At 60.8% G+C, this 20,811-nt stretch carries 19 protein-coding genes; 14 read left to right on the top strand and 5 right to left on the bottom strand.

Annotation, left to right across the window (positions count from 1 at the left end; all coding sequences use genetic code 11):
* Positions 1–106 precede the first annotated feature (106 nt).
* The 4 genes from acnB to ACP7AD_RS11375 form a co-directional block, all read right to left on the bottom strand.
* Complete coding sequence (gene acnB, locus ACP7AD_RS11390; protein WP_426147457.1) at positions 107–2,722, bottom strand: bifunctional aconitate hydratase 2/2-methylisocitrate dehydratase; 2,616 nt, start codon at positions 2,720–2,722, stop codon at positions 107–109.
* 51 nt (positions 2,723–2,773) lie between these two features.
* On the bottom strand, positions 2,774–3,430 hold the full coding sequence (locus ACP7AD_RS11385; protein WP_426147455.1) for a hypothetical protein: 657 nt from the start codon (positions 3,428–3,430) through the stop codon (positions 2,774–2,776).
* Positions 3,431–3,456: 26 nt separating this feature from the next.
* On the bottom strand, positions 3,457–4,446 hold the full coding sequence (locus tag ACP7AD_RS11380) for an HpcH/HpaI aldolase/citrate lyase family protein (RefSeq protein ID WP_426147453.1): 990 nt from the start codon (positions 4,444–4,446) through the stop codon (positions 3,457–3,459).
* Positions 4,447–4,542: 96 nt separating this feature from the next.
* Positions 4,543–5,529, bottom strand: coding sequence for a malate dehydrogenase (locus ACP7AD_RS11375; RefSeq protein WP_426147451.1), 987 nt, complete (start codon positions 5,527–5,529; stop codon positions 4,543–4,545).
* Between the two features lie 271 nt (positions 5,530–5,800).
* Here ACP7AD_RS11375 and ACP7AD_RS11370 point away from each other — a divergent pair, with 271 nt between their 5' ends.
* The 12 genes from ACP7AD_RS11370 to leuB all read left to right on the top strand — a co-directional run bounded on the left by ACP7AD_RS11370 (position 5,801) and on the right by leuB (position 16,556).
* Positions 5,801–6,604: a GntR family transcriptional regulator gene (locus tag ACP7AD_RS11370; protein WP_426147449.1), complete on the top strand. Its 804-nt coding sequence runs from the start codon at positions 5,801–5,803 to the stop codon at positions 6,602–6,604.
* Between the two features lie 127 nt (positions 6,605–6,731).
* Positions 6,732–7,178: a succinate dehydrogenase, cytochrome b556 subunit gene (sdhC, locus tag ACP7AD_RS11365; protein WP_426147447.1), complete on the top strand. Its 447-nt coding sequence runs from the start codon at positions 6,732–6,734 to the stop codon at positions 7,176–7,178.
* Between the two features lie 73 nt (positions 7,179–7,251).
* Complete coding sequence (gene sdhD, locus ACP7AD_RS11360; protein WP_426147446.1) at positions 7,252–7,617, top strand: succinate dehydrogenase, hydrophobic membrane anchor protein; 366 nt, start codon at positions 7,252–7,254, stop codon at positions 7,615–7,617.
* 63 nt (positions 7,618–7,680) lie between these two features.
* A complete protein-coding gene (sdhA, locus tag ACP7AD_RS11355; RefSeq protein ID WP_426147444.1) occupies positions 7,681–9,474 on the top strand; it encodes a succinate dehydrogenase flavoprotein subunit in 1,794 nt (597 codons plus the stop codon).
* A gap of 43 nt (positions 9,475–9,517) precedes the next feature.
* Positions 9,518–10,222 (top strand): succinate dehydrogenase iron-sulfur subunit, encoded by a 705-nt coding sequence (locus tag ACP7AD_RS11350; protein WP_426147442.1) that lies wholly within the window; start codon positions 9,518–9,520, stop codon positions 10,220–10,222.
* A gap of 22 nt (positions 10,223–10,244) precedes the next feature.
* Complete coding sequence (locus ACP7AD_RS11345; RefSeq protein ID WP_426147441.1) at positions 10,245–10,553, top strand: succinate dehydrogenase assembly factor 2; 309 nt, start codon at positions 10,245–10,247, stop codon at positions 10,551–10,553.
* Positions 10,554–10,586: 33 nt separating this feature from the next.
* Positions 10,587–11,897 carry a citrate synthase gene (gene gltA, locus ACP7AD_RS11340; protein WP_426147439.1) on the top strand — a complete coding sequence of 437 codons (1,311 nt, stop codon included), beginning with the start codon at positions 10,587–10,589 and terminating at the stop codon, positions 11,895–11,897.
* Between the two features lie 261 nt (positions 11,898–12,158).
* Positions 12,159–13,082, top strand: a complete 924-nt coding sequence (locus tag ACP7AD_RS11335; RefSeq protein ID WP_426147491.1) for a LysR family transcriptional regulator — start codon at positions 12,159–12,161, stop codon at positions 13,080–13,082.
* A 29-nt stretch (positions 13,083–13,111) separates the two neighbouring features.
* Positions 13,112–14,563: a 3-isopropylmalate dehydratase large subunit gene (gene leuC, locus ACP7AD_RS11330; protein ID WP_426147437.1), complete on the top strand. Its 1,452-nt coding sequence runs from the start codon at positions 13,112–13,114 to the stop codon at positions 14,561–14,563.
* Positions 14,564–14,581: 18 nt separating this feature from the next.
* Entirely contained in the window at positions 14,582–14,722 is a 141-nt protein-coding gene (locus ACP7AD_RS11325) for an entericidin A/B family lipoprotein (RefSeq protein ID WP_426147435.1), read from the top strand.
* 24 nt (positions 14,723–14,746) lie between these two features.
* Complete coding sequence (leuD, locus tag ACP7AD_RS11320) at positions 14,747–15,397, top strand: 3-isopropylmalate dehydratase small subunit (protein ID WP_426147434.1); 651 nt, start codon at positions 14,747–14,749, stop codon at positions 15,395–15,397.
* A gap of 73 nt (positions 15,398–15,470) precedes the next feature.
* Positions 15,471–16,556, top strand: coding sequence for a 3-isopropylmalate dehydrogenase (gene leuB, locus ACP7AD_RS11315; protein WP_426147432.1), 1,086 nt, complete (start codon positions 15,471–15,473; stop codon positions 16,554–16,556).
* Here leuB and ACP7AD_RS11310 read toward each other — a convergent pair.
* On the bottom strand, positions 16,553–16,816 hold the full coding sequence (locus ACP7AD_RS11310) for a hypothetical protein (RefSeq protein WP_426147430.1): 264 nt from the start codon (positions 16,814–16,816) through the stop codon (positions 16,553–16,555). The two genes, leuB and ACP7AD_RS11310, sit on opposite strands and share 4 nt — an antisense overlap.
* On the opposite strand from ACP7AD_RS11310, the gene asd reads away from it, so the two are divergent.
* Both asd and ACP7AD_RS11300 read left to right on the top strand, forming a co-directional pair.
* A complete protein-coding gene (gene asd / locus ACP7AD_RS11305) occupies positions 16,815–17,954 on the top strand; it encodes an aspartate-semialdehyde dehydrogenase (protein ID WP_426147429.1) in 1,140 nt (379 codons plus the stop codon). The two genes, ACP7AD_RS11310 and asd, sit on opposite strands and share 2 nt — an antisense overlap.
* Positions 17,955–18,240: 286 nt before the next feature.
* The gene (locus ACP7AD_RS11300; RefSeq protein ID WP_426166121.1) at positions 18,241–20,778 is read left to right on the top strand and encodes a FimV/HubP family polar landmark protein; all 2,538 of its coding nucleotides are present in this window, start codon (positions 18,241–18,243) and stop codon (positions 20,776–20,778) included.
* Positions 20,779–20,811: the final 33 nt, after the last annotated feature.

Here is a 20,811-nt window from a genome sequence, read left to right as displayed (position 1 = left end):
CGGAACGGCCGGCAAGGCCCACAAAAAAGCCCCGTTGCAAAAAACAGCGGGGCTTTTTCAATGGAGGAAGCCGGGCACCCTGCCACCGGCATTCTCGCAGCCGGCCTTAAACAGGCAACGCGTCCTTGACGGTATCGGCCATGTCGGTGTAATCCTTGACCTGGTCAAAGTTCAGGTACTGGTACACCTTGTCGCTGGCAGCGGTCAGCACCTGCATGTCGGCCATGTACTCGGCCTTGGTCGGAATCCGGCCCAGCTTGGAGCAGATGGCGGCCAGTTCGGCGGAACCCAGGTACACGTTGGAGTTCTTGCCCAGGCGGTTCGGGAAGTTGCGCGTCGAGGTCGAAAACACGGTCGCGCCCTCTTTGACCTGCGCCTGGTTGCCCATGCACAGCGAGCAGCCCGGCATTTCCATGCGGGCGCCGGCCGAGCCCAGAACGCCGTAATGGCCTTCTTCGCTCAGCTGCTTAGCGTCCATCTTGGTCGGCGGCGCCATCCAGAGCTTGACCGGAATGTCGCGCTTGCCTTCGAGCAGCTTGGACGCGGCGCGGAAATGGCCGATGTTGGTCATGCAGCTGCCGATGAACACTTCGTCAATGACGCTTCCGGCGACATCGCTCAGGGTTTTGACGTCGTCCGGATCGTTCGGGCAGGCCACGATGGGCTCGAGGATGTCGGCCAGATCGATTTCAATGACGGCGGCGTATTCGGCATCAAGGTCGCCCTTGAGCAATTGTGGGTCGGCCAGCCACTGTTCCATCGCGGCAATGCGGCGCTTGATGGTGCGCACATCCGAGTAGCCGGTGGCAATCATCCACTTGAGCATGGTGATGTTGCTGGTGATGTACTCTTGAATAGGTTCCTTGTTCAGGTGGACCGTGCAGCCGCCGGCAGAACGCTCGGCCGACGCATCGCTCAACTCGAACGCCTGCTCGACCTTCAGGTCTGGTAAGCCTTCGATTTCCAGGATGCGGCCCGAGAAAATGTTGACCTTGCCCTGCTTGGCCACGGTCAGCAAGCCGGCCTTGATGGCGTACAGCGGAATCGCATTGACCAGATCGCGCAGCGTGATGCCGGGCTGCATTTCGCCCTTGAAACGGACCAGCACCGACTCGGGCATGTCCAGCGGCATCACGCCGGTGGCCGCGCCAAAAGCCACCAGGCCGGAGCCGGCCGGAAAGCTGATGCCGATGGGGAAACGCGTGTGGCTGTCGCCGCCGGTGCCGACGGTGTCAGGCAAGAGCATGCGGTTGAGCCAGCTGTGGATGATGCCGTCGCCCGGACGCAGCGGAATGCCGCCACGGTCGCTCATGAAATCGGGCAACTCGTGGTGCATCTTCACATCGACCGGCTTGGGGTAGGCGGCGGTGTGGCAGAACGACTGCATGACCAGATCGGCGCTGAAACCGAGGCAAGCCAGATCTTTCAGTTCGTCGCGGGTCATCGGGCCGGTGGTGTCCTGCGAGCCGACCGAGGTCATCTTTGGTTCGCAATACGTGCCGGGACGAACGCCCTGGCCTTCCGGCAGGCCGACCGCGCGGCCGACCATCTTTTGCGCCAGCGTGAAGCCGCGCTCGGTCGCCTCGGGGTTTTGCGGCAGGCGGAACAGGGTCGAAACGGGCAGGCCCAGGGCAAAGCGTGCCTTGGCGGTCAGGCCACGGCCGACGATCAGCGGAATGCGGCCGCCGGCGCGCACTTCGTCAAACAGCACATCGCTCTTGAGCTTGAACTCGGCGATGACCTGGCCATCTTTCAGCGCCTTGCCGTCGTAGGGGCGCAGTTCGATCACGTCGCCCATGGCCATCTGGCTCACGTCGAGTTCGATCGGCAGCGCGCCCGAGTCTTCCATGGTGTTGTAGAAAATCGGAGCGATTTTTGAGCCGAGGCAAACGCCGCCAAAGCGCTTGTTCGGCACGAAGGGAATGTCTTCGCCAGTGAACCACAGCACCGAGTTGGTGGCGGACTTGCGCGAGGAACCGGTGCCGACCACGTCGCCGACGTAGGCCACCAGGTTGCCCTTGGCCTTGAGTTCCTCGATGAATTTCACCGGGCCGCGTTTGCCGTCTTCTTCAGGCGTGACGCCGGGACGGGCATTTTTGTGCATGGCCAGCGCATGCAGCGGAATGTCGGGGCGGCTCCAGGCGTCGGGCGCGGGCGACAGGTCGTCGGTGTTGATCTCGCCAGCGACCTTGAAAACGGTCAGCTGGATTGATTGCGGCACTTCAGGGCGGCTGGTAAACCATTCGGCATCGGCCCAGCTTTGCATCACGGCCTTGGCGTATTTGTTGCCCTTTTCGGCCTTTTCCTGCACGTCGTGGAACTGGTCGAACATCAGCAAGGTGCTCTTCAGGCCGCTGGCCGCTTGCGTGGCCACGCTGTCTTCCGCGTCATCGAGCAGCGCAATCATCGGGCTGATGTTGTAACCGCCCAGCATGGTGCCCAGCAACTGCGTGGCTTTTTCACGCGACATCAGGGGGCATTGTTCGCTGCCGTGCGCCACGGCAGCGAGGTAGCTGGCCTTGACCTTGGCGGCCGCATCGACGCCGGCTGGCACGCGGTGGGTGATCAGGTCGAGCAGGAAGGCTTCTTCGCCCGCAGGCGGATTCTTCAGCAGCTCAATGACCTCGCCGGTCTGCTGGGCCGACAAAGGCAGTGGCGGAATGCCCAAAACGGCGCGTTCGGCAACATGGCTGCGGTAAATTTGCAAAAATCCGGATGACATCGCGACTCCTCTGATTCAAGTTATGGGAATGGTGGGCTGAAAAAACGGGATTTACTTGACAGTCGCCGGGGGCAGAGCTTCAAGGATGCTGACCGGAGGATTCAGCTTGAGGTTCTGGGCGACTTCGAGCTGTGCCGGGCTGGTGCATTCATCGGCCAGGCGAATGCCGTGCTTCTGGCTCATCAGCATTGATTTGTTCGCCAGCTGCAGCCAGACGGCGCCGGCCTTCTGGTCTTCCAGGCGAATGGCGCCGGTGGACGTGGCGACCGGGAACATGCGGTAACTAAAGTTCTTGCCCTGCATGTCGAAGTAGCCGGGATTCTTGGCATCGGCGGTCAGCGTGACCGATGCGCCGAGTTCGCACGGCATCTTGCCGACCTGCACCCGCTCGGCAATCGCCAGTTCAGCCGGTGTCATGGCGGCTTCGGCGGCCTGGATACCCGCCGCCACGTTGACTGCGGCGCTTTTGAGGTTGGTGCGGCTGGCGGAATCCGTCGGTTTTTGCGCCTTCTTTTTGACCACGGGCTTGTCGGCCTTGTCGGCTTTGGCCGCTGCGGTCTTGCTGACGGCGGGCTTGGTGGCTTTTGCCTTGTCAGCTGTTGCCTTGTCGGACTTCTTGTCGGTCTCGGCCTGCGCCATGGGCGCGGCGGCCAACAGGAAAGCGGCAGCCAGCGAGGCTGCAAGGGTGGCGATAGGTTGGATTTTCATACGATTCCTCGTCGGTGGATGGGCGCTCATCCAGGAGCGTCCGTAAAGTAAATTTGGGCATCAGGCGGCAGTGTGCGGCCGGTCTGGTGGGCGCGTTCCAGCACCTGCCAGAAATAGCGATAACTCGCGCGGTCGTGCAATTTACCGTCAAAACTGGTCGGTGCCCAATCTGCACGGGCACCAGCAGCTATTATTGTTGTAGCATCTTCGATTTCGGCCTCGCTCGGTGCAAAAGCCGCCAGGATAGAGCGTATCTGATTTGGATGAATGCTCCACATGCGGGTATAGCCCAGTTCACGCGACGCACGACGAGCGGCGAGCGTCATGGCCGCGGCATCGCTGAACTCCGTCACCACGCAATGCGAAGGCACCTTGCCATAGGCATGGCAGGCGGAAGCGATTTCTAGCTTGGCGCGGACCACCAGCGGATGGGTGAACTGGCCCTGGCTGCTCATGGCATCGGCGGGAATGGCGCCGCCATGGCTGGAGACAAAGTCCATCAGGCCAAAGCTGAGCGACTGCACCCGGGGATGCGCGGCAATTTCAAAGGCATTGCGAACGGCAAGGGGGGATTCGATCAGCACATGCAGTGGCAATTCACCCGCCGACGCCGACAAGAGCGCCTGCTCGGCCCTGACCACGTCCTCGATGGAATCGACCTTCGGAATCATGATGTGCGATAGCTGGCGCGCAAGCTTTCCGGCGATGACGGCCATGTCGGACTCAAACGCCGGGTGATCGGCCGCATGCACGCGAACAGCAACGCGGGCTTTGTCACTGGCCAATGCGGCCAGCGCTACGACCATGGCGGCATGGTCGGCTTCGCCGCCGACCGGTGCGCCGTCTTCACAGTCCAGCGTCACATCAAACACGCAGGCGCCGAACTCTTCGATCATTTCAGCCTGCAATTGCAGGCTTTTGCGCATCCGCGCTTGCACGCCGCTGTAATGGTCGCAAACCGGCAAGGAGGCCGTTGCAGCCTGGGCGCCGAGGAGAACTTCGCGCGGATGTTTCATTGAATAAGCTTGTTCCTTGGCTCTGTCGCGAGTGGCTCGGGGGCCGGGTGCACATCAAAAAGCCGCTGCCCGCGCCCCCGGTTTGCTTTCAGGCTGTTACAGGAGGTGGGCGACGCCGGCCTGCTCGCCCTGCAGTTCTTCCAGCGTCTTGTTGATGCGTTCCTGGCTGAACGCGTCGATTTCCAGGCCTTCGACGATCTTGTATTCGCCGTTTTCGCAGGTCACGGGGAAGCCGAACATCGTGTCGGCAGGAATGCCGTACTGGCCGTCCGATGGAATGCCCATCGTGACCCACTTGCCGTTCGTGCCCAGTGCCCAGTCGCGCATGTGGTCGATGGCGGCGTTGGCAGCCGAAGCGGCAGAAGAAGAACCACGCGCTTCAATGATCGCAGCGCCGCGTTTGCCGACGGTCGGCAGGAACACATTGGCGTTCCATTCCTGATCGTTGATCATGTTGGCAACGCTCTCGCCGTTGATGGTGGCAAAACGGTAGTCGGCGTACATCGTGGGCGAATGGTTGCCCCAGACCGTCAATTTTTCGATGTCAGCGACGGCCTTGCCGGTCTTGGCGGCGATCTGGCTGGCGGCGCGGTTGTGGTCCAGGCGCAGCATGGCGGTGAAGTTCTTGCGTGGCAGGCTCGGTGCGCTCTTCATGGCGATGTAGGCATTGGTGTTGGCCGGGTTGCCGACCACCAGCACGCGCACGTCGCGGCTGGCGACGGCATTGAGTGCCTTGCCCTGCGCGGTGAAGATGGCGCCGTTGACGGCCAGCAGCTCGGCGCGCTCCATGCCTGGGCCGCGTGGACGCGAACCGACGAGCAGCGCGTAGTCGGCGTCCTTGAAGGCCGTCATCGGGTCGCTGTGCGCGGTCATCTCCACGAGCAGCGGAAAAGCGCAGTCGTCGAGTTCCATCATCACGCCCTTGAGCGCTTTTTGCGGGCCTTCGACCGGGACTTCAAGCAATTGCAAAATGACCGGCTGGTCCTTGCCGAGCATTTCGCCCGAGGCAATGCGAAACAGCAGCGCGTAACCGATTTGACCAGCTGCACCGGTAACTGCAACACGGACGGGTTTTTTGCTCATGATTGACAACTCCAGGAAAGTTAAAAAATTATTGGAACAGGATGCGAAATAAGGTTTGCGTCACTATTTCAGGCTTTGGCGGACTGTAAAAGTAGCGCTTTTCCGTACAAGACCAACAAACTTCGCGCGATGCCCAGCGCGAGATTTTACGCTTGAAAATTGCGGCAGGCCAATTTGTCTTATGTCTTATATAAGATATGATCCAGACTGATTTCATGTCCGGGTCAAGCACTGCGCCACATCATCCCAGGCAGTTGCGCAAATTTGCTGTATGACAAATACCAATTCTTTGATACCCGATACCTCCCTGGCAGCCGGCGAGCAGGAGGCGGCCGCGCGTGCAGGGCAGACGCCGGCCTTCAGCCCGCTGTACCAACAGATCAAGGTGCTGATCCTTAAGGGCCTTCAGGCGGCTGAATGGAAACCGGGCGAACTCATTCCCAGCGAAATGGACCTGGCTGCGCGCTTTCGCGTCAGCCAGGGAACCGTTCGCAAGGCCATTGACGAACTTTCCGCCGAAAACCTGGTGATCCGTCGCCAGGGCAAGGGAACCTTCGTGGCGACCCACGCCGAGCAGCATGTGCAATACCGCTTCCTTCGGCTCATGCCCGACAGTGGCGACATCAGCAGCGAAGGTCCGGCGGAACGGCAGATCGTCGACTGCAAGCGGCTGAAGGCCACTGCCGATATCGCCCGCCCCCTGGCCCTGCGGACCGGCGACGCCGTGCTGCAATTACGCCGGGTGCTGGCATTCCAGGGCACGCCCACGATTGTCGAAGATGTCTGGCTGCCAGGCGGACCGTTCAAGGGGCTGACCGCCAGCCGCCTGGCGGTCTACGGCGGCCCCATGTATGCCCTGTTCGAAACCGAGTTCGGCGTCCACATGGTGCGCGCTGAAGAAAAAATCCGCGCCATTGCAGCCGATGCGGTGGCGGCCAGGCTGCTGGACGTGAAGGAGGGTGAGCCGCTCCTGAGCGTCGAACGCATTGCCTACACCTACAACGATGTCCCGATGGAACTGCGCCGAGGCTTGTACCGGACCGACACCCACCACTACAAAAACGTGCTCAGTTAACGTCATTACCCCAAAACGGCAAAGCTTTGTAAATAAATTTGCTGCGTTGCAATAGAATTAAAGCGTTTCACTAACAGTCATGTCCCGCTGAGTTACCAACCGGTTACCACCACGAAAGCCCACAAAAATGACAGAGCTGGCATCCACTCCACGCCCCAAGCGGCCAGAGTTCCGAAATATCAATGCCTTTACCGACCTGCCGAGCTACCGATTGCCATTGGCCGGCATCGTTTCCATCCTGCACCGTGTCAGCGGGGCGATCATGTTCATCCTAATGCCTTTCACCATCTGGATGTTTGACACCTCGATTTCTTCAGACATTTCCTTTGATCGATTCAAGTCCGCTTTCAATGCGGGAATGCTGGGCTTGCCGGGCGTCCTCTGGAAACTGGTGGCGCTGGCCCTGATCTGGGCCTACCTGCATCATTTTCTGGCAGGTCTTCGCCATTTATGGATGGACAGCAGCCATGAAGCCGTCAGCAAGAACTTCGGCCGCCAGTCAGCCGCTTTCACGCTGGTCGTGAGCATCAGCCTCACGCTGGTGCTGGGCGCCAAGCTGTTCGGCCTCTACTAAAAACAAAAAGCTTGCAGGGCATCTGCTGCGAAACACGGCAAGCGTTGCCCCCAACTGATCAAGGAAAGAAATCATGTCTGTCAATTACGGATCAAAGCGCATCGTTGTCGGTGCTCACTACGGCACACGCGACTGGCTGAGCCAACGCATCACGGCGGCTCTGATGGTCATTTTCACCGTGCTGCTGCTGGGTCAGGTCATTTTCAGCAAGGGGCCGATCGGCTACGACCAGTGGGCCGGGATCTTTTCACCCCAGTGGATGAAGGTGCTGACTTTTGCGGTCATCATCGCAATGCTCCAGCATGTCTGGGTGGGCATGCGCGATATCTGGATGGATTACATCAAGCCGGTGGGTATGCGCTTGCTGCTGCAGGTGTTCACCATCATTTGGCTGGTTGCCTGCACAGGCTGGAGTGTCCAGGTACTGTGGCGCCTTTGATCCGAATGCTCTTCCCTGTAAAGTCAATGCTGGCATTTTCCAGCTTCCAAGATTTATAAAAACATGACTGCTACATCCAAACTTCCCAAGCGCAAATTTGACGTCGTCATCGTGGGAGCCGGCGGCTCCGGCATGCGCGCCTCGCTGCAACTCGCCCGTGCCGGCCTGAATGTCGCCGTGCTGTCCAAAGTGTTCCCTACTCGCTCGCACACCGTGGCAGCGCAAGGCGGCATTGGCGCATCCCTGGGCAACATGTCCGAAGACAACTGGCACTATCACTTCTATGACACTGTCAAAGGCTCCGACTGGCTCGGCGACCAGGACGCGATTGAATACATGTGCCGTGAAGCCCCCAAGGTTGTTTATGACCTGGAACACATGGGCATGCCGTTTGACCGCAACCCCGACGGCACGATCTACCAGCGTCCCTTCGGCGGCCACACCGCCAACTACGGCGAAAAGCCGGTGCAACGCGCCTGCGCCGCAGCCGACCGTACCGGCCACGCCATGCTGCACACGCTCTACCAGCAGAACGTCAAGGAAAAGACCAGCTTCTTCGTGGAGTGGATGGCGCTTGACCTGATCCGCGATGCGGCCGGCGACGTGGTCGGCGTGACCGCTCTCGAAATGGAAACCGGCGACGTCCACATCTTCGAAGCCAAGACCACGCTGCTGGCCACTGGCGGCGCGGGTCGCATCTTTGCCGCCTCGACCAATGCCTTCATCAATACCGGCGACGGGTTGGGCATGGCGGCACGCGCCGGCATTCCTCTGGAAGACATGGAATTCTGGCAGTTTCATCCCACCGGCGTGGCCGGCGCCGGTGTGCTCCTGACCGAAGGCTGCCGTGGTGAAGGCGCAATCTTGCGCAATTCCAATGGTGAGCGTTTCATGGAGCGCTATGCGCCAACGCTCAAGGACTTGGCGCCGCGCGACTTCGTCTCCCGCTCGATGGACCAAGAAATCAAGGAAGGCCGCGGCTGCGGCCCGAACAAGGACTACATCCTGCTGGACATGACCCATCTGGGCGTCGATGCCATCATGAAGCGCCTGCCTTCGGTGTTTGAAATCGGCCACAACTTTGCCAACGTAGACATCACCAAGGAAGCAATTCCCGTAGTGCCCACCATTCACTACCAGATGGGTGGCATTCCGACCAACATCCACGGTCAGGTTGTCACGCAAAACGCCGCCAACCAGAGCGAAGTCGTCAACGGCCTTTACGCTGTGGGCGAATGTTCTTGCGTGAGTGTACATGGCGCCAATCGACTGGGCACCAACTCGCTGCTCGACCTGCTGGTGTTCGGCCGCGCCGCCGGCAACCACATTGTTGAGTTCAACAACAGCACGTCCCACAAAGAACTGCCGCTTGATGCCGCCGACAAGACGCTGGCCCGCATCGCCCGTCTGGACAATGCGACTGACGGCGAATATGCCCAAGACGTGGCCAACGACCTGCGCGCCGCGATGCAGCAGCATGCCGGCGTGTTCCGCACCCAGGCCACCATGGACGAAGGCGTGAGCAAGATTGCCGCCCTGCGCGAACGCGTGAACAGCATCGGACTGAAGGACAAGTCCAAGATCTTTAACACCGCGCGCATCGAGGCGCTGGAAGTCGAAAACCTGATCGAAGCCGCCCAGGCCACCATCGTGTCGGCCGCTGCGCGCAAGGAAAGCCGTGGCGCGCATTCGGTGGACGACTATGGCGACACGGCCGAGCACCCGAATGGACGCAACGACACCGACTGGCACAAGCACACGCTCTGGTTCAGCGAAACCAATTCACTGGCCTACAAGCCGGTGCAGATGAAACCCCTCACGGTGGCGTCTGTGGAACTCAAAACACGCACGTTCTAAGCGACAGCCTGCGACCCCAAAATCGAAAGAAGCGAGAACCCACATGACCAAACGTACTTTCCAGATTTACCGCTACGACCCCGATACCGACGCCAAGCCCTACATGCAGACCATCGAGGTGGAACTCGACGGTCACGAGCGCATGCTGCTCGACGCCCTGATGAAACTCAAGGCGCAGGACCCGACCATCAGTTTTCGCCGCTCATGCCGCGAAGGCGTGTGCGGCTCGGACGCCATGAACATCAACGGCAAGAACGGTCTGGCCTGCCTGACCAACATGAACACGCTCCAGGGCACCATCGTCCTCAAGCCGCTGCCCGGTCTGCCCGTGGTGCGAGACCTGTTCGTGGACATGACGCAGTTCTTCAAGCAGTACAACTCGATCAAGCCCTACCTGATCAACAACAACGTGCCGCCGCAGACCGAGCGACTGCAAAGCCCGGAAGAGCGCGACGAGCTGAACGGCTTGTACGAGTGCATCCTGTGCGCCAGCTGCTCAACGGCCTGCCCCAGCTTCTGGTGGAATCCCGACAAGTTTGTAGGTCCGGCCGGCTTGTTGCAGGCTTACCGCTTCCTGGCGGACAGCCGCGACGAAGCCACCGCCGAGCGGCTTGACAACCTGGAAGACCCGTATCGCCTGTTCCGTTGCCACACCATCATGAACTGCACCGACGTTTGCCCCAAGGGCCTGAACCCGGCGAAGGCCATCGGCAAGATCAAGGAAATGATGGTCCTGCGCACGGTCTGACGCTGCGGCGAACCACAAGCACATGGAAACAAACCAAGATTTGCTCGATGAGCGAAGCCTGAGCAAGCTGCGGTGGCGCTGCCGACGCGGCCTGCTCGAAAACGATCTGCTGATCGAAAAATTCTTTCTACGCTTCGAAACCACGCTCAATGTCAGGCAGGCTAAAGGCTTGAATGATTTAATGGACTTGTCTGACAATGACCTGCTAGACCTCCTGCTCAGACGCAAAGAACCTGACCAGCTTTCCGAACTGCCTGCAAAGGCAAGCGCTTCAACCCTCGAAGCACTCGAAGTTTTGAGCATGCTGCGGCCGGGCTCCCTGGTTTCCTAATTCACCCCTCTGACTAGAGAGAAAGAACACAACATGAATTTAGCTGACAACAAAGCCACCCTGTCCTTCAGCAATGGCAGCCCCAGCGTGGATCTGCCTGTTTACCAAGGCACCGTAGGCCCGGATGTCGTGGACATCCGCAAGCTGTATGCCCAGACCGGCATGTTCACCTATGACCCGGGTTTCCTGTCCACCGCAGCCTGCCAGTCGGCCATCACCTACATCGACGGCGACAAGGGTGAGTTGCTATACCGCGGCTACCCGATAGAGCAGCTTGCCACCAACTGCGACTATTTGGAAACCTGCCACCTGCTGCTTTACGGGGAATTGCCGGACGCTGCGCAGAAAAAGGTTTTTGTCGGACGCGTGACCAACCACACCATGGTCAACGAGCAGATGCAGTTCTTCCTGCGCGGTTTCCGCCGCGATGCGCACCCGATGGCCATCATGACTGGCTTGGTAGGCGCCCTGTCGGCGTTCTACCATGACAACACCGACATCAACAATCCCGAGCACCGCGACATCACCGCCGTGCGCCTGATTGCCAAGATGCCAACGCTGGTGGCGATGGCGTACAAGTACACCGTCGGCCAGCCCTACATGTACCCGCGCAACGACCTGAGCTACGCCGGCAATTTCCTGCACATGATGTTTGCCACGCCGTGCGAGGAGTACAAGGTCAACCCGGTGCTCGAACGCGCACTGGACCGCATCTTCATCCTGCACGCTGACCACGAGCAGAACGCATCGACCTCCACCGTTCGCCTGTGCGGCTCGTCGGGCACCAACCCATTCGCAGCCATTGCAGCCGGCGTAGCCTGCCTCTGGGGCCCGGCCCACGGCGGCGCCAATGAAGCAGCGCTGAACATGCTGGGGGACATCCAGAAAAACGGCGGCGTCGAGAACATCGGCGAATTCATCAAGCAGGTCAAGGACAAGAACTCGACCGTCAAGCTGATGGGCTTTGGCCACCGCGTCTACAAGAACTACGACCCGCGCGCCAAGCTGATGCAGGAAACCTGCAAGGAAGTGCTGCAGGAAATGGGCCTGGAAAACGACCCGCTGTTCAAGCTGGCCATGGCGCTGGAAAAAATCGCATTGGAAGACGACTACTTCGTGTCGCGCAAGCTCTACCCGAATGTCGATTTCTACTCCGGCATCGTGCAGCGTGCCATCGGCATCCCCGTGCCGCTGTTCACCGCCATCTTTGCACTCGCGCGCAACGTCGGCTGGATGGCCCAGCTGAACGAAATGATTGGCGACCCTGAGTACAAGATTGGTCGTCCGCGCCAGCTCTTCGTCGGTTCCACCCAGCGTGAAGTCAAACCGATGGCACAACGCTAAGCCGCCAGTCTTTTCCCGCTTTTAGCCAAAGCCCGCAGGATGGAAACATCGGCGGGCTTTTTAGCGTTATTTGCTATACTTTTTATAGCTACTCCCTCAAGCGGATCGAGCGCAAGTGCATAAAATATTGACTTTTCACCCGAATTTTTAGCCCTCCTTTAGCGCCGCTACGCCAGGCATCGCAAACTGCGATGGCGAAGCCGCAAACTATGCTGCAGAATTGCAATCCATCGCCTGACGCGATGCTTCCAACCCATGTCCATCAAAAGTTCCGAACGCAATTTTGCCCGCCGCATCGACCTGACCTCGCTTCAGCTCTTCGTGGCCGTGTGCGAACTGGGCAGCATCGGCAAGGCGGCCGAGCGCGAATTCATTGCGGCCTCCGCCGTCAGCAAGCGGCTTAGCGACCTGGAAGCTACGCTGGACACGCCGCTACTCTACCGCCATACCCGGGGCGTTGACCTGACGCCGGCTGGTGAAAGCCTGCTGCACCATGCGCGCTCGGTGCTGTTCAGCCTGGAAAAAATGCAGGCCGAACTCAGCGAATATGCCGATGGCGTGCGCGGCCACGTGCGGGTGCACGCCAGCATTTCAGCCATCGTGCAGTTCCTGCCCGAAGATCTGGGGGATTTCATCCGCCGGCACAGCGAGATTAAGATCGACCTCGAAGAACACCTGAGCACCGAAGTGGTTCGGGCCGTGCAGGAAGGCACGGCGGACCTGGGCGTGTGCAATACCGCCAACGGCACAGGCGAGTTGCAGACATTGCCCTACCGCCAGGACAAATTGGTGCTGATTGTCCCCAAAGGGCATGCCCTGCTTGCGCAAGGCGCTATTCATTTTGAAGATACGCTGAACCATGACCACGTCGGCCTGCATTCCAACAGCTCGATTTATCTGGCCATGCGCCAGGCAGCAGCCGCTGTGGGGCGCACCATCAAGCTGCGCATCCATGTCACCGGGCTGGACGCCATGTGCCGCATGATCCACAACGGCCTGGGCGTCGGCGTGATGCCCCTTCGTGCGTTTGACCTTATGCATGGCGTGGGCGAACTCGAATCCATCGCGCTGCTCGATAGCTGGACCGAACGCAAAATCGAACTGGTGGCGCGGGACTTCTCCACACTGCCCCTGACCGCCCGGCTGCTGGTCGACCATCTCGCCCAACAGGCACCTACCGCCTAAAATCACCCGAAGACCACGAAGGAACACCCATGGGACGCACCCTCTACGACAAAATCTGGGACGAGCACGTCATTCACACCGAAGAAGACGGCACGTCGATCCTGTATATCGACCGCCACCTGGTCCATGAAGTGACCAGTCCGCAAGCGTTCGAAGGCTTGCGCGAAGCCGGCCGCAAGGTCTGGCGCATCAGCTCCATCGTGGCCACGGCCGACCACAACACGCCGACCACCGGCTGGGAACTCGGTTACGACGGCATCACCGACCTGGTCAGCAAGGAACAGATCACCACGCTGGACGCCAACATCAAGGAATTCGGCGCCGCCGCCTTCTTTCCCTTCATGTCCAAACGCCAGGGCATCGTGCATGTGATCGGCCCCGAAAACGGCGCCACCCTGCCAGGCATGACGGTGGTTTGCGGCGATTCGCACACCTCCACCCACGGCGCTTTCGGCGCATTGGCGCACGGCATCGGCACCAGCGAGGTCGAACACGTCATGGCCACGCAAACCCTGCTGGCCAAGAAGGCCAAGAACATGCTCATCAAGGTCGAGGGCGCCGTGGCCAAAGGCGTGACCGCCAAGGACATCGTGCTGGCGATCATCGGCAAGATCGGCACGGCGGGCGGCACCGGCTTCACGATTGAATTTGCCGGCTCGGCGATCCGCGCGCTCAGCATGGAAGGCCGCATGACGGTGTGCAACATGGCGATTGAAGGCGGCGCGCGCGCCGGCCTGGTGGCCGTGGACGCAAAGACCATTGAGTACGTCAAGGGCCGTTTGCTGGCGCCGGGAACCGACGCCAAGACCGGCCAGTTCGTCGGCGGTCCTGAATGGGACATGGCGGCGCGCTACTGGGCCACGCTGCATTCCGACGCCGATGCCGCATTTGACGCTGTGGTCGAACTCGATGCAAGCCAGATCCTGCCGCAGGTCAGCTGGGGAACGTCGCCCGAGATGGTGCTGTCGATTGACGGCCGCGTGCCGGACCCCGAGAAGGAAAAAGACGCCAACAAGCGCAGCGCCATCGAACGCGCCCTGGCCTACATGGGCCTGGAGCCCGGCAAGGCGCTGAACGATTTGTACATCGACAAGGTGTTCATCGGTTCCTGCACCAACAGCCGTATCGAGGACATGCGCGAAGCCGCCGCCGTGGTGAAAAAAATCGGCCGGAAGGTCGCCAAAAACGTCAAGCTCGCTATGGTCGTGCCGGGCTCCGGTCTGGTCAAGGACCAGGCCGAACGCGAAGGCCTGGACAAGATTTTCATTGCTGCGGGCTTTGAATGGCGCGAGCCCGGCTGCTCGATGTGCCTGGCCATGAACGCCGACCGGCTGGAGCCGGGCGAGCGCTGCGCCTCCACCAGCAACCGCAATTTTGAAGGCCGGCAAGGCGCTGGCGGCCGCACCCACCTGGTGAGCCCGGCGATGGCGGCGGCTGCGGCAGTGCATGGCCACTTTGTCGATATTCGAAAATTTGTCTGAAGAACCCAGAAGAAAATGATGAAAAAATCGATCTCCCTGCTGCTGGCGACATTCGCCCTGCTCGCCTCCACCTTTGCACTGTCTGGCTGCAACACCATCCAGGGCATTGGCCAGGACGTTCAACGGGCGGGTTCCGCTGTTTCAAACGCCGCCAGATAACGCCGCCAAAAAAGGCTTAACCGTATGCAAAAATTCACCGTACACCAGGGCCTCGTGGCGCCGATGGACCGCGAGAACGTCGACACCGACGCCATCATCCCCAAGCAGTTCCTCAAGTCGATCAAAAAAACCGGCTTTGGCGTCAACCTGTTTGACGAATGGCGCTACCTGGACGCCGGCTTTCCCGGCCAGGACCCGCTAAGCCGCAAACCCAACCCTGATTTCGTGCTGAACCAGCCTCGTTACGCGGGTGCGTCCATCCTGCTGGCGCGCAAGAACTTTGGCTGCGGCTCGTCGCGCGAACACGCGCCCTGGGCGCTGGACCAGTTCGGCTTTCGCGCCATCATCGCGCCCAGCTATGCCGACATCTTCTTCAACAACAGCTTCAAGAATGGCCTGCTGCCCATCGTGCTGCCCGAGGCGCAGATGGACCGGCTGTTTGACGAGGTGCTGGCCTTTCCCGGCTTCACGCTGACCATCGACCTGGAACGCCAGGTCATCGTCAAGGCGCAAGGCGAAGAGTTGCCTTTCGACGTGCAGGCATTTCGCAAATACTGCTTGCTGAATGGCTTTGACGACATCGGCCTGACCTTGCTGCAAAGCGACAAGATCAAGGCATTTGAAGCTGAACGTCTGGCCGCCAAGCCCTGGCTGAACCACACCGTCGCGGGCTAAGCCAAATTAACAATCAAATTGTGCTTCTGCGCACTACAGACGTGCATAAGCAGCTATAAAAAAGATAGTATTCATGAAAATCGCAATTCTTCCGGGTGACGGCATCGGTCCTGAAATCGTCGCCGAAGCCGTCAAGGTCCTGAACGTCCTCGACCTTCCGTTTGAGCTGGAGACCGCCCTCGTCGGCGGTGCAGCTTACGAAGCCTACGGCCACCCGTTGCCCGACGCCACGCTCCAACTCGCCAAGGACGCCCACGCGACCCTGTTCGGCGCCGTCGGCGACTGGAAATACGACACGCTGGACCGCCCCCTGCGCCCGGAGCAGGCCATTTTGGGCCTGCGCAAGAACCTCGGCCTGTTCGCCAATTTCCGCCCGGCCATCTGTTACCCGCAACTCGTGGATGCGTCGAGCCTGAAGCGCGAACTGGTGTCCGGCCTGGACATCCTCATCATCCGCGAACTGACCGGCGACATCTACTTCGGCCAGCCGCGCGGCCGGCGCATTGCCACCGACGGGCAATTTCCCGGCGCCGAAGAGGCTTTCGACACCATGCGCTACTCGCGCCCCGAGATCGAGCGCATCGCCCATGTCGCTTTCCAGGCGGCGCGCAAGCGCAAAGCTGCGGGCGGTGAAGGGCGCGTGACCAGCGTGGACAAGGCCAACGTGCTCGAAACCTTCCAGCTCTGGAAAGACGTGGTGACCGAGATCGGGCGGCAATACCCGGATGTGGCGCTGGACCACATGTACGTGGACAACGCCGCCATGCAGCTGGTCAAGGCGCCGAAGAAATTCGACGTGGTGGTGACCGGCAACATGTTCGGCGACATCTTGTCGGACGCGGCGGCCATGCTGACCGGCTCCATTGGCATGCTGCCCTCGGCCAGCCTGAACGACAAGGGCCAAGGCTTGTACGAGCCCAGCCATGGCAGCGCGCCCGACATTGCCGGCAAGGGCGTGGCCAACCCACTGGCGACCATCTTGAGCGCGGCGATGATGCTGCGCTTCAGCCTGAACCAGCCCGAGGCCGCCGCACGCATCGAGCAAGCCGTCGACAAGGTGTTGACCCAGGGCCTGCGCACCCCTGACATTTACAGCGAAGGCACGACCCGGGTCGGCACCGTGGAAATGGGCGATGCGGTCGTCAAGGCGCTCGGCTAACCCGGTGTCCCGTCGAGTCCCTGCCTGCGCCGCCTGTCAGCCAGGCCAAAGGCAGGCATCGTTACAATACGAAAATGTGTAAAAGCCTGATTCCAGTCGCCCTTGCAGCCGCCATGCGGACCGGCCACGGCGCGCGGGCTTTTGCCCAGATCACCCAAACGACCACCATTAAAGGCTGACAAGCTCGGTTCGTCGTGCCTTCCGGCCCGATGAGCCGGGCCCAAAAGCCGATTTTTTTCGTACTTTTCAAGGGCAATCATGAAACTCAAAGGCAATCTCACAGGACTCGTCGGCTGGCGCGGCATGGTCGGCTCGGTCTTGATCGACCGCATGCAGGCTGAAGGCGACTTCGAGCTGATCGAACCGGTTTTCTTCTCGACCTCGAACGCCGGCGGCAAGGCCCCCGCGCAGGCGAAGAATGAAACCACCCTGAAGGACGCTTTTGACATTGAGGCCCTTAAGAAGTGCGACATCATCATCACCGCCCAGGGCGGCGACTACACGGCCGAAGTGTTTCCCAAGCTGCGCGCCGCCGGCTGGACCGGTCACTGGATCGACGCGGCCTCCACGCTGCGCATGAATGACGACGCCGTCATTGTGCTGGACCCGGTCAACCTCCCCGTCATCAAGAACGCGCTGGCCAGGGGCGGCAACAACTGGGTGGGCGGCAACTGCACCGTAAGCTGCATGCTGATGGGCGTGGGCGCGCTTTACAAAGCCGGCCTGGTCGAATGGATGACCAGCATGACCTATCAGGCAGCTTCCGGTGGCGGCGCGCAGCACATGCGCGAGTTGCTGACCCAGTTCGGCACGCTCAACAGTGAAGTCAAGTCGCTGCTGGACGACCCGAAATCTGCCATTTTGGAAATCGACCGCCGCATCCTGGCCAAGCAGCAATCGCTGAGCGCCAGCGAAACCGCCAACTTCGGCGTTCCGCTGGGGGGCAGCCTGATTCCCTGGATCGACAAAGACCTGGGCGACGGCAGCAGCAAGGAAGAATGGAAAGGCGGCGCGGAAACCAACAAGATTTTGGGCCAGGGCCCGGGCTTCGGCACGGCAGCCATTCCGGTAGACGGATTTTGCGTGCGCATTGGCGCCATGCGCTGCCACAGCCAGGCCTTGACCTTCAAGCTCAAGAAGGACGTTCCGCTGGCTGACATCGAAGCCATGATTGCCGCTGACAATGCCTGGGTAAAAGTGGTACCCAATACGCGGGAGGCTTCGATCAAAGACCTGACCCCGGTGGCCGTGACGGGAACCATGCAAATCCCGGTCGGGCGCCTGCGCAAGCTGGCCATGGGACCGCAATATCTGGGCGCTTTTACCGTGGGCGACCAGTTGCTCTGGGGCGCTGCGGAGCCGCTGCGCCGCATGCTGCGCATCCTGATTGAGGCCTGACTCTGTTTTCCGGGGCGACCGAGCACCTACAATCCTTAAATTCGGCGAGCGGGCTGAGGGCGTTGTCTTGAGGCAACGAATAAAACCGGCTTTCTTGCTGTTTGATTGAAGTATCAAAACTTAAGCATTGTCCTAACTTGTCAGTGTCAAGCCTTGGTGTTAAGGTTGTTTTTCAAAAATCAGCCTCAAGGTTTTCGTGCGCTCAAGCCCTAAAACGTTTCAAACAGACCGAGCTCCAAAAGCTCAAAACTTCATGAATCATCCCGGTCGCTGGCGTATTGGTGCCATGGCAAGTGCAATCGCTTTGCTAGGTTGTCTGGCAAGTCTTGAAGCACATGCCGTGGCGCTAGGCCGCATCACGGTTCAGTCCGCCTTGGGCGAATCCCTGCGTGCGGAAATCGACATTTCCGATCTCAGCGTCGACGAAGCCTCCAGCCTCCGGGTCGGCGTGGCAGGGGCTGACGTTTTCAGGGCTGCCGGTCTGGAATACTCCGCTGCCGCTTCGGGTCTGGATGTTCGGCTCCAGCGGCGCCCGGACGGCAGGGCCTATCTGCGCTTGAGCAGCAACCGGGCCATCAGCGAGCCCTTCGTGGATCTGGTTCTTGAGGCACGATGGGCTTCCGGACGTGTCACCCGCGATTACACGATGCTGATTGACCCGCCCAACCTGCGAACCGGCAGCACTCCCCCGGTGTCCTCGACACCCGTGCTTCCCCGCGAACCGGTAGCCGTCTCCGCGCTTCCTTCCAGGCAGGACGCGCCAGCACCCCACGCCCGGCCTGCCGTTCGCGCCGTGCCCGCAGCCCCCAGGTCGCAAGCGGTCAGAACACCTCCTGCCCAAGGCACTTCTGGCGCCCGCCAGGTCACGGTCAGGCCTGGCGACAATGCCAGCAGGATTGCAGCCCAGAACAAGCCGTCCAGCGTGTCGCTGGACCAGATGCTGGCGGCCCTGCTCAGGGGAAACCCCGACGCATTCGTTAGCGGCAACATCAACCTGATCAAGTCCGGCGCGGTCGTGGACATTCCGGATGAGCAGGCCGCCAGCGCGCTTTCACCGGGCGACGCCAGACAGACCCTCATTGCCCAAAGCAAGGACTTCAACACCTTCCGCCGCAAACTGGCCGGCGGTGTGCCGGCGACGCAGCTTGACAGCGCAGACCGCCAGGCCGGCGGCAAGGTCCAGACCCAGGTCGATGACCGTGCGCAAGCCAGCAACTCACCCGACCGGCTGACACTGTCAAAAGGCGCCGTTCAGGGCATGCAGTCCGACGAACAGTCCGCCAGTCATACCGCAAGCCGAACGACGGACCCGTCAAAAAATACCAGCGCCCTGAATCCTCAAGCCGCCATTCCCGGGACGGGCAGCACGGCGCCAGGGCCGTCGGTTACAGGCTCCAGCGCCTCTGCAGCGGCCGGTGGCGCGCCTGCAGTCGCGGCAACGCCAGCGCTGATTTCCTCCAGCGCCGCGCAAGCCGGCGCTTCGGCACCTTTGGCCGTTGCAGAACCCGCGCCTGTGGCGCCTGCCCCGGAGCCGATGCCATCGGCCAGCACGCCGGCTTCGGTTGTGCCTGCCGCCGCGAGCGGGCAGGCTGCACTGACAGCCCCGCCCGCCACACCTCCCGAGACCAGTCTGATCACCTGGATCATGGACAACTCACTGCTGCTGGGCGGCGGTGTCCTACTGGCATTGCTGGCGGGCCTGGGCTTTGCGCGCTACCGGAAAAACGCAGGGCCCCGCCATGTTGACAGTTCATTCCTGGACAGCCGCCTGCAGCCCGATTCGTTCTTTGGCGCCAGCGGCGGGCAGCGTGTCGATACGAACGCCAGCATTGCGGCAAGGTCGTCTTCAATGGCCTACTCGCCCAGCCAGCTGGATGCATCCGGCGATGTGGACCCTGTGGCCGAAGCCGATGTCTACCTTGCCTATGGCCGCGACCAGCAGGCTGAAGAAATCCTCAAGGAAGCGTTGCGGACCCACCCGACGCGTCTGGCCATTCACAGCAAGCTGCTGGAGATCTATGCCAAGCGGCGCGATAACAAGGCTTTCGAAAATGCTGCCCTGCCAGCGTTCAAGCTGACGGGAGGCCAGGGCGCAGAGTGGGCCTACATCAGCCAGCTGGGCATGGAACTGGATCCAAGCAATTCCATGTACCAGCCTAGCGCCGGCTTTTCGGTCAGCCTGCCCGGCAGACGCAATTCCGGGCTGGTGCCCCTGAGCAGCACCATCCCGCAGGCCTTGGCTGGCCTGGCGCCGGCAGTCAAAACGCCACAGGCCCTCGATTTGGACCTGGACTTGGATCTTGATTTTTCGGCAGCCGCAGCATCTTCTGCGCCGATGACACAGGGCGCCCTCGCCTATCCCGGCTCAAAAGCCGAGCCAATTCCAGACATTGCAATCCCATCGGCCTTCCTCGACCTGGATTTGAACCTGAACGATGCGCCAGCGGCTAAAAACCCTCGGCATCCGTCGGTAGAACTGCCTTCTTCGGGATTTGACCTCATTGCCAATGGCATGGATTTCACGCCTGAGCCCTTCACTCCGCCAAAGGCAGCCATTGCCCCAGCGGCGCTCGCAGCGCACAGCGGCATGCTGGAATTTGACCTGGATTCGCTTTCGCTGGACCTCGGACCGGCCACCAAGCCTCCCACCCAAGCATTGACCGGCCAGGAAAATGACCCGCTTGAAATCAAGTTCCTGCTGGCTGAGGAATTTCGCATCCTGGGTGATTCGGAAGGTGCCAGGTCACTGGCCGACGAGGTCGTGGCCCATGCCAAAGGCCCCTTGAAATTCAAGGCTCAGGCATTTCTTAATACCCTTTCGTGAGCAACGCTTGAAGCGCCTGCGTTCATCGACGGG

This window comes from Polaromonas sp. DSP2-3-2b2, assembly GCF_049895905.1.
GTDB lineage: Bacteria > Pseudomonadota > Gammaproteobacteria > Burkholderiales > Burkholderiaceae_C > Polaromonas.
The sequence above is the reverse complement of the archived record's forward strand: the minus strand, read 5'-3'. Positions and strand labels throughout refer to the sequence as shown.

Excerpts from the sequence above, each read along its gene's own strand:
- acnB (WP_426147457.1), bottom strand. The coding sequence starts at position 2,722 with ATGTCATCCGGATTTTTGCAAATTTACCGCAGCCATGTTGCCGAACGC.
- ACP7AD_RS11385 (WP_426147455.1), bottom strand. The coding sequence starts at position 3,430 with ATGAAAATCCAACCTATCGCCACCCTTGCAGCCTCGCTGGCTGCCGCT.
- ACP7AD_RS11380 (WP_426147453.1), bottom strand. The coding sequence starts at position 4,446 with ATGAAACATCCGCGCGAAGTTCTCCTCGGCGCCCAGGCTGCAACGGCC.
- ACP7AD_RS11375 (WP_426147451.1), bottom strand. The coding sequence starts at position 5,529 with ATGAGCAAAAAACCCGTCCGTGTTGCAGTTACCGGTGCAGCTGGTCAA.
- ACP7AD_RS11370 (WP_426147449.1), top strand. The coding sequence starts at position 5,801 with ATGACAAATACCAATTCTTTGATACCCGATACCTCCCTGGCAGCCGGC.
- sdhC (WP_426147447.1), top strand. The coding sequence starts at position 6,732 with ATGACAGAGCTGGCATCCACTCCACGCCCCAAGCGGCCAGAGTTCCGA.
- sdhD (WP_426147446.1), top strand. The coding sequence starts at position 7,252 with ATGTCTGTCAATTACGGATCAAAGCGCATCGTTGTCGGTGCTCACTAC.
- sdhA (WP_426147444.1), top strand. The coding sequence starts at position 7,681 with ATGACTGCTACATCCAAACTTCCCAAGCGCAAATTTGACGTCGTCATC.
- ACP7AD_RS11350 (WP_426147442.1), top strand. The coding sequence starts at position 9,518 with ATGACCAAACGTACTTTCCAGATTTACCGCTACGACCCCGATACCGAC.
- ACP7AD_RS11345 (WP_426147441.1), top strand. The coding sequence starts at position 10,245 with ATGGAAACAAACCAAGATTTGCTCGATGAGCGAAGCCTGAGCAAGCTG.
- gltA (WP_426147439.1), top strand. The coding sequence starts at position 10,587 with ATGAATTTAGCTGACAACAAAGCCACCCTGTCCTTCAGCAATGGCAGC.
- leuC (WP_426147437.1), top strand. The coding sequence starts at position 13,112 with ATGGGACGCACCCTCTACGACAAAATCTGGGACGAGCACGTCATTCAC.
- ACP7AD_RS11325 (WP_426147435.1), top strand. The coding sequence starts at position 14,582 with ATGAAAAAATCGATCTCCCTGCTGCTGGCGACATTCGCCCTGCTCGCC.
- leuD (WP_426147434.1), top strand. The coding sequence starts at position 14,747 with ATGCAAAAATTCACCGTACACCAGGGCCTCGTGGCGCCGATGGACCGC.
- leuB (WP_426147432.1), top strand. The coding sequence starts at position 15,471 with ATGAAAATCGCAATTCTTCCGGGTGACGGCATCGGTCCTGAAATCGTC.
- asd (WP_426147429.1), top strand. The coding sequence starts at position 16,815 with ATGAAACTCAAAGGCAATCTCACAGGACTCGTCGGCTGGCGCGGCATG.
- ACP7AD_RS11310 (WP_426147430.1), bottom strand. The coding sequence starts at position 16,816 with ATGATTGCCCTTGAAAAGTACGAAAAAAATCGGCTTTTGGGCCCGGCT.
- ACP7AD_RS11300 (WP_426166121.1), top strand. The coding sequence starts at position 18,241 with ATGGCAAGTGCAATCGCTTTGCTAGGTTGTCTGGCAAGTCTTGAAGCA.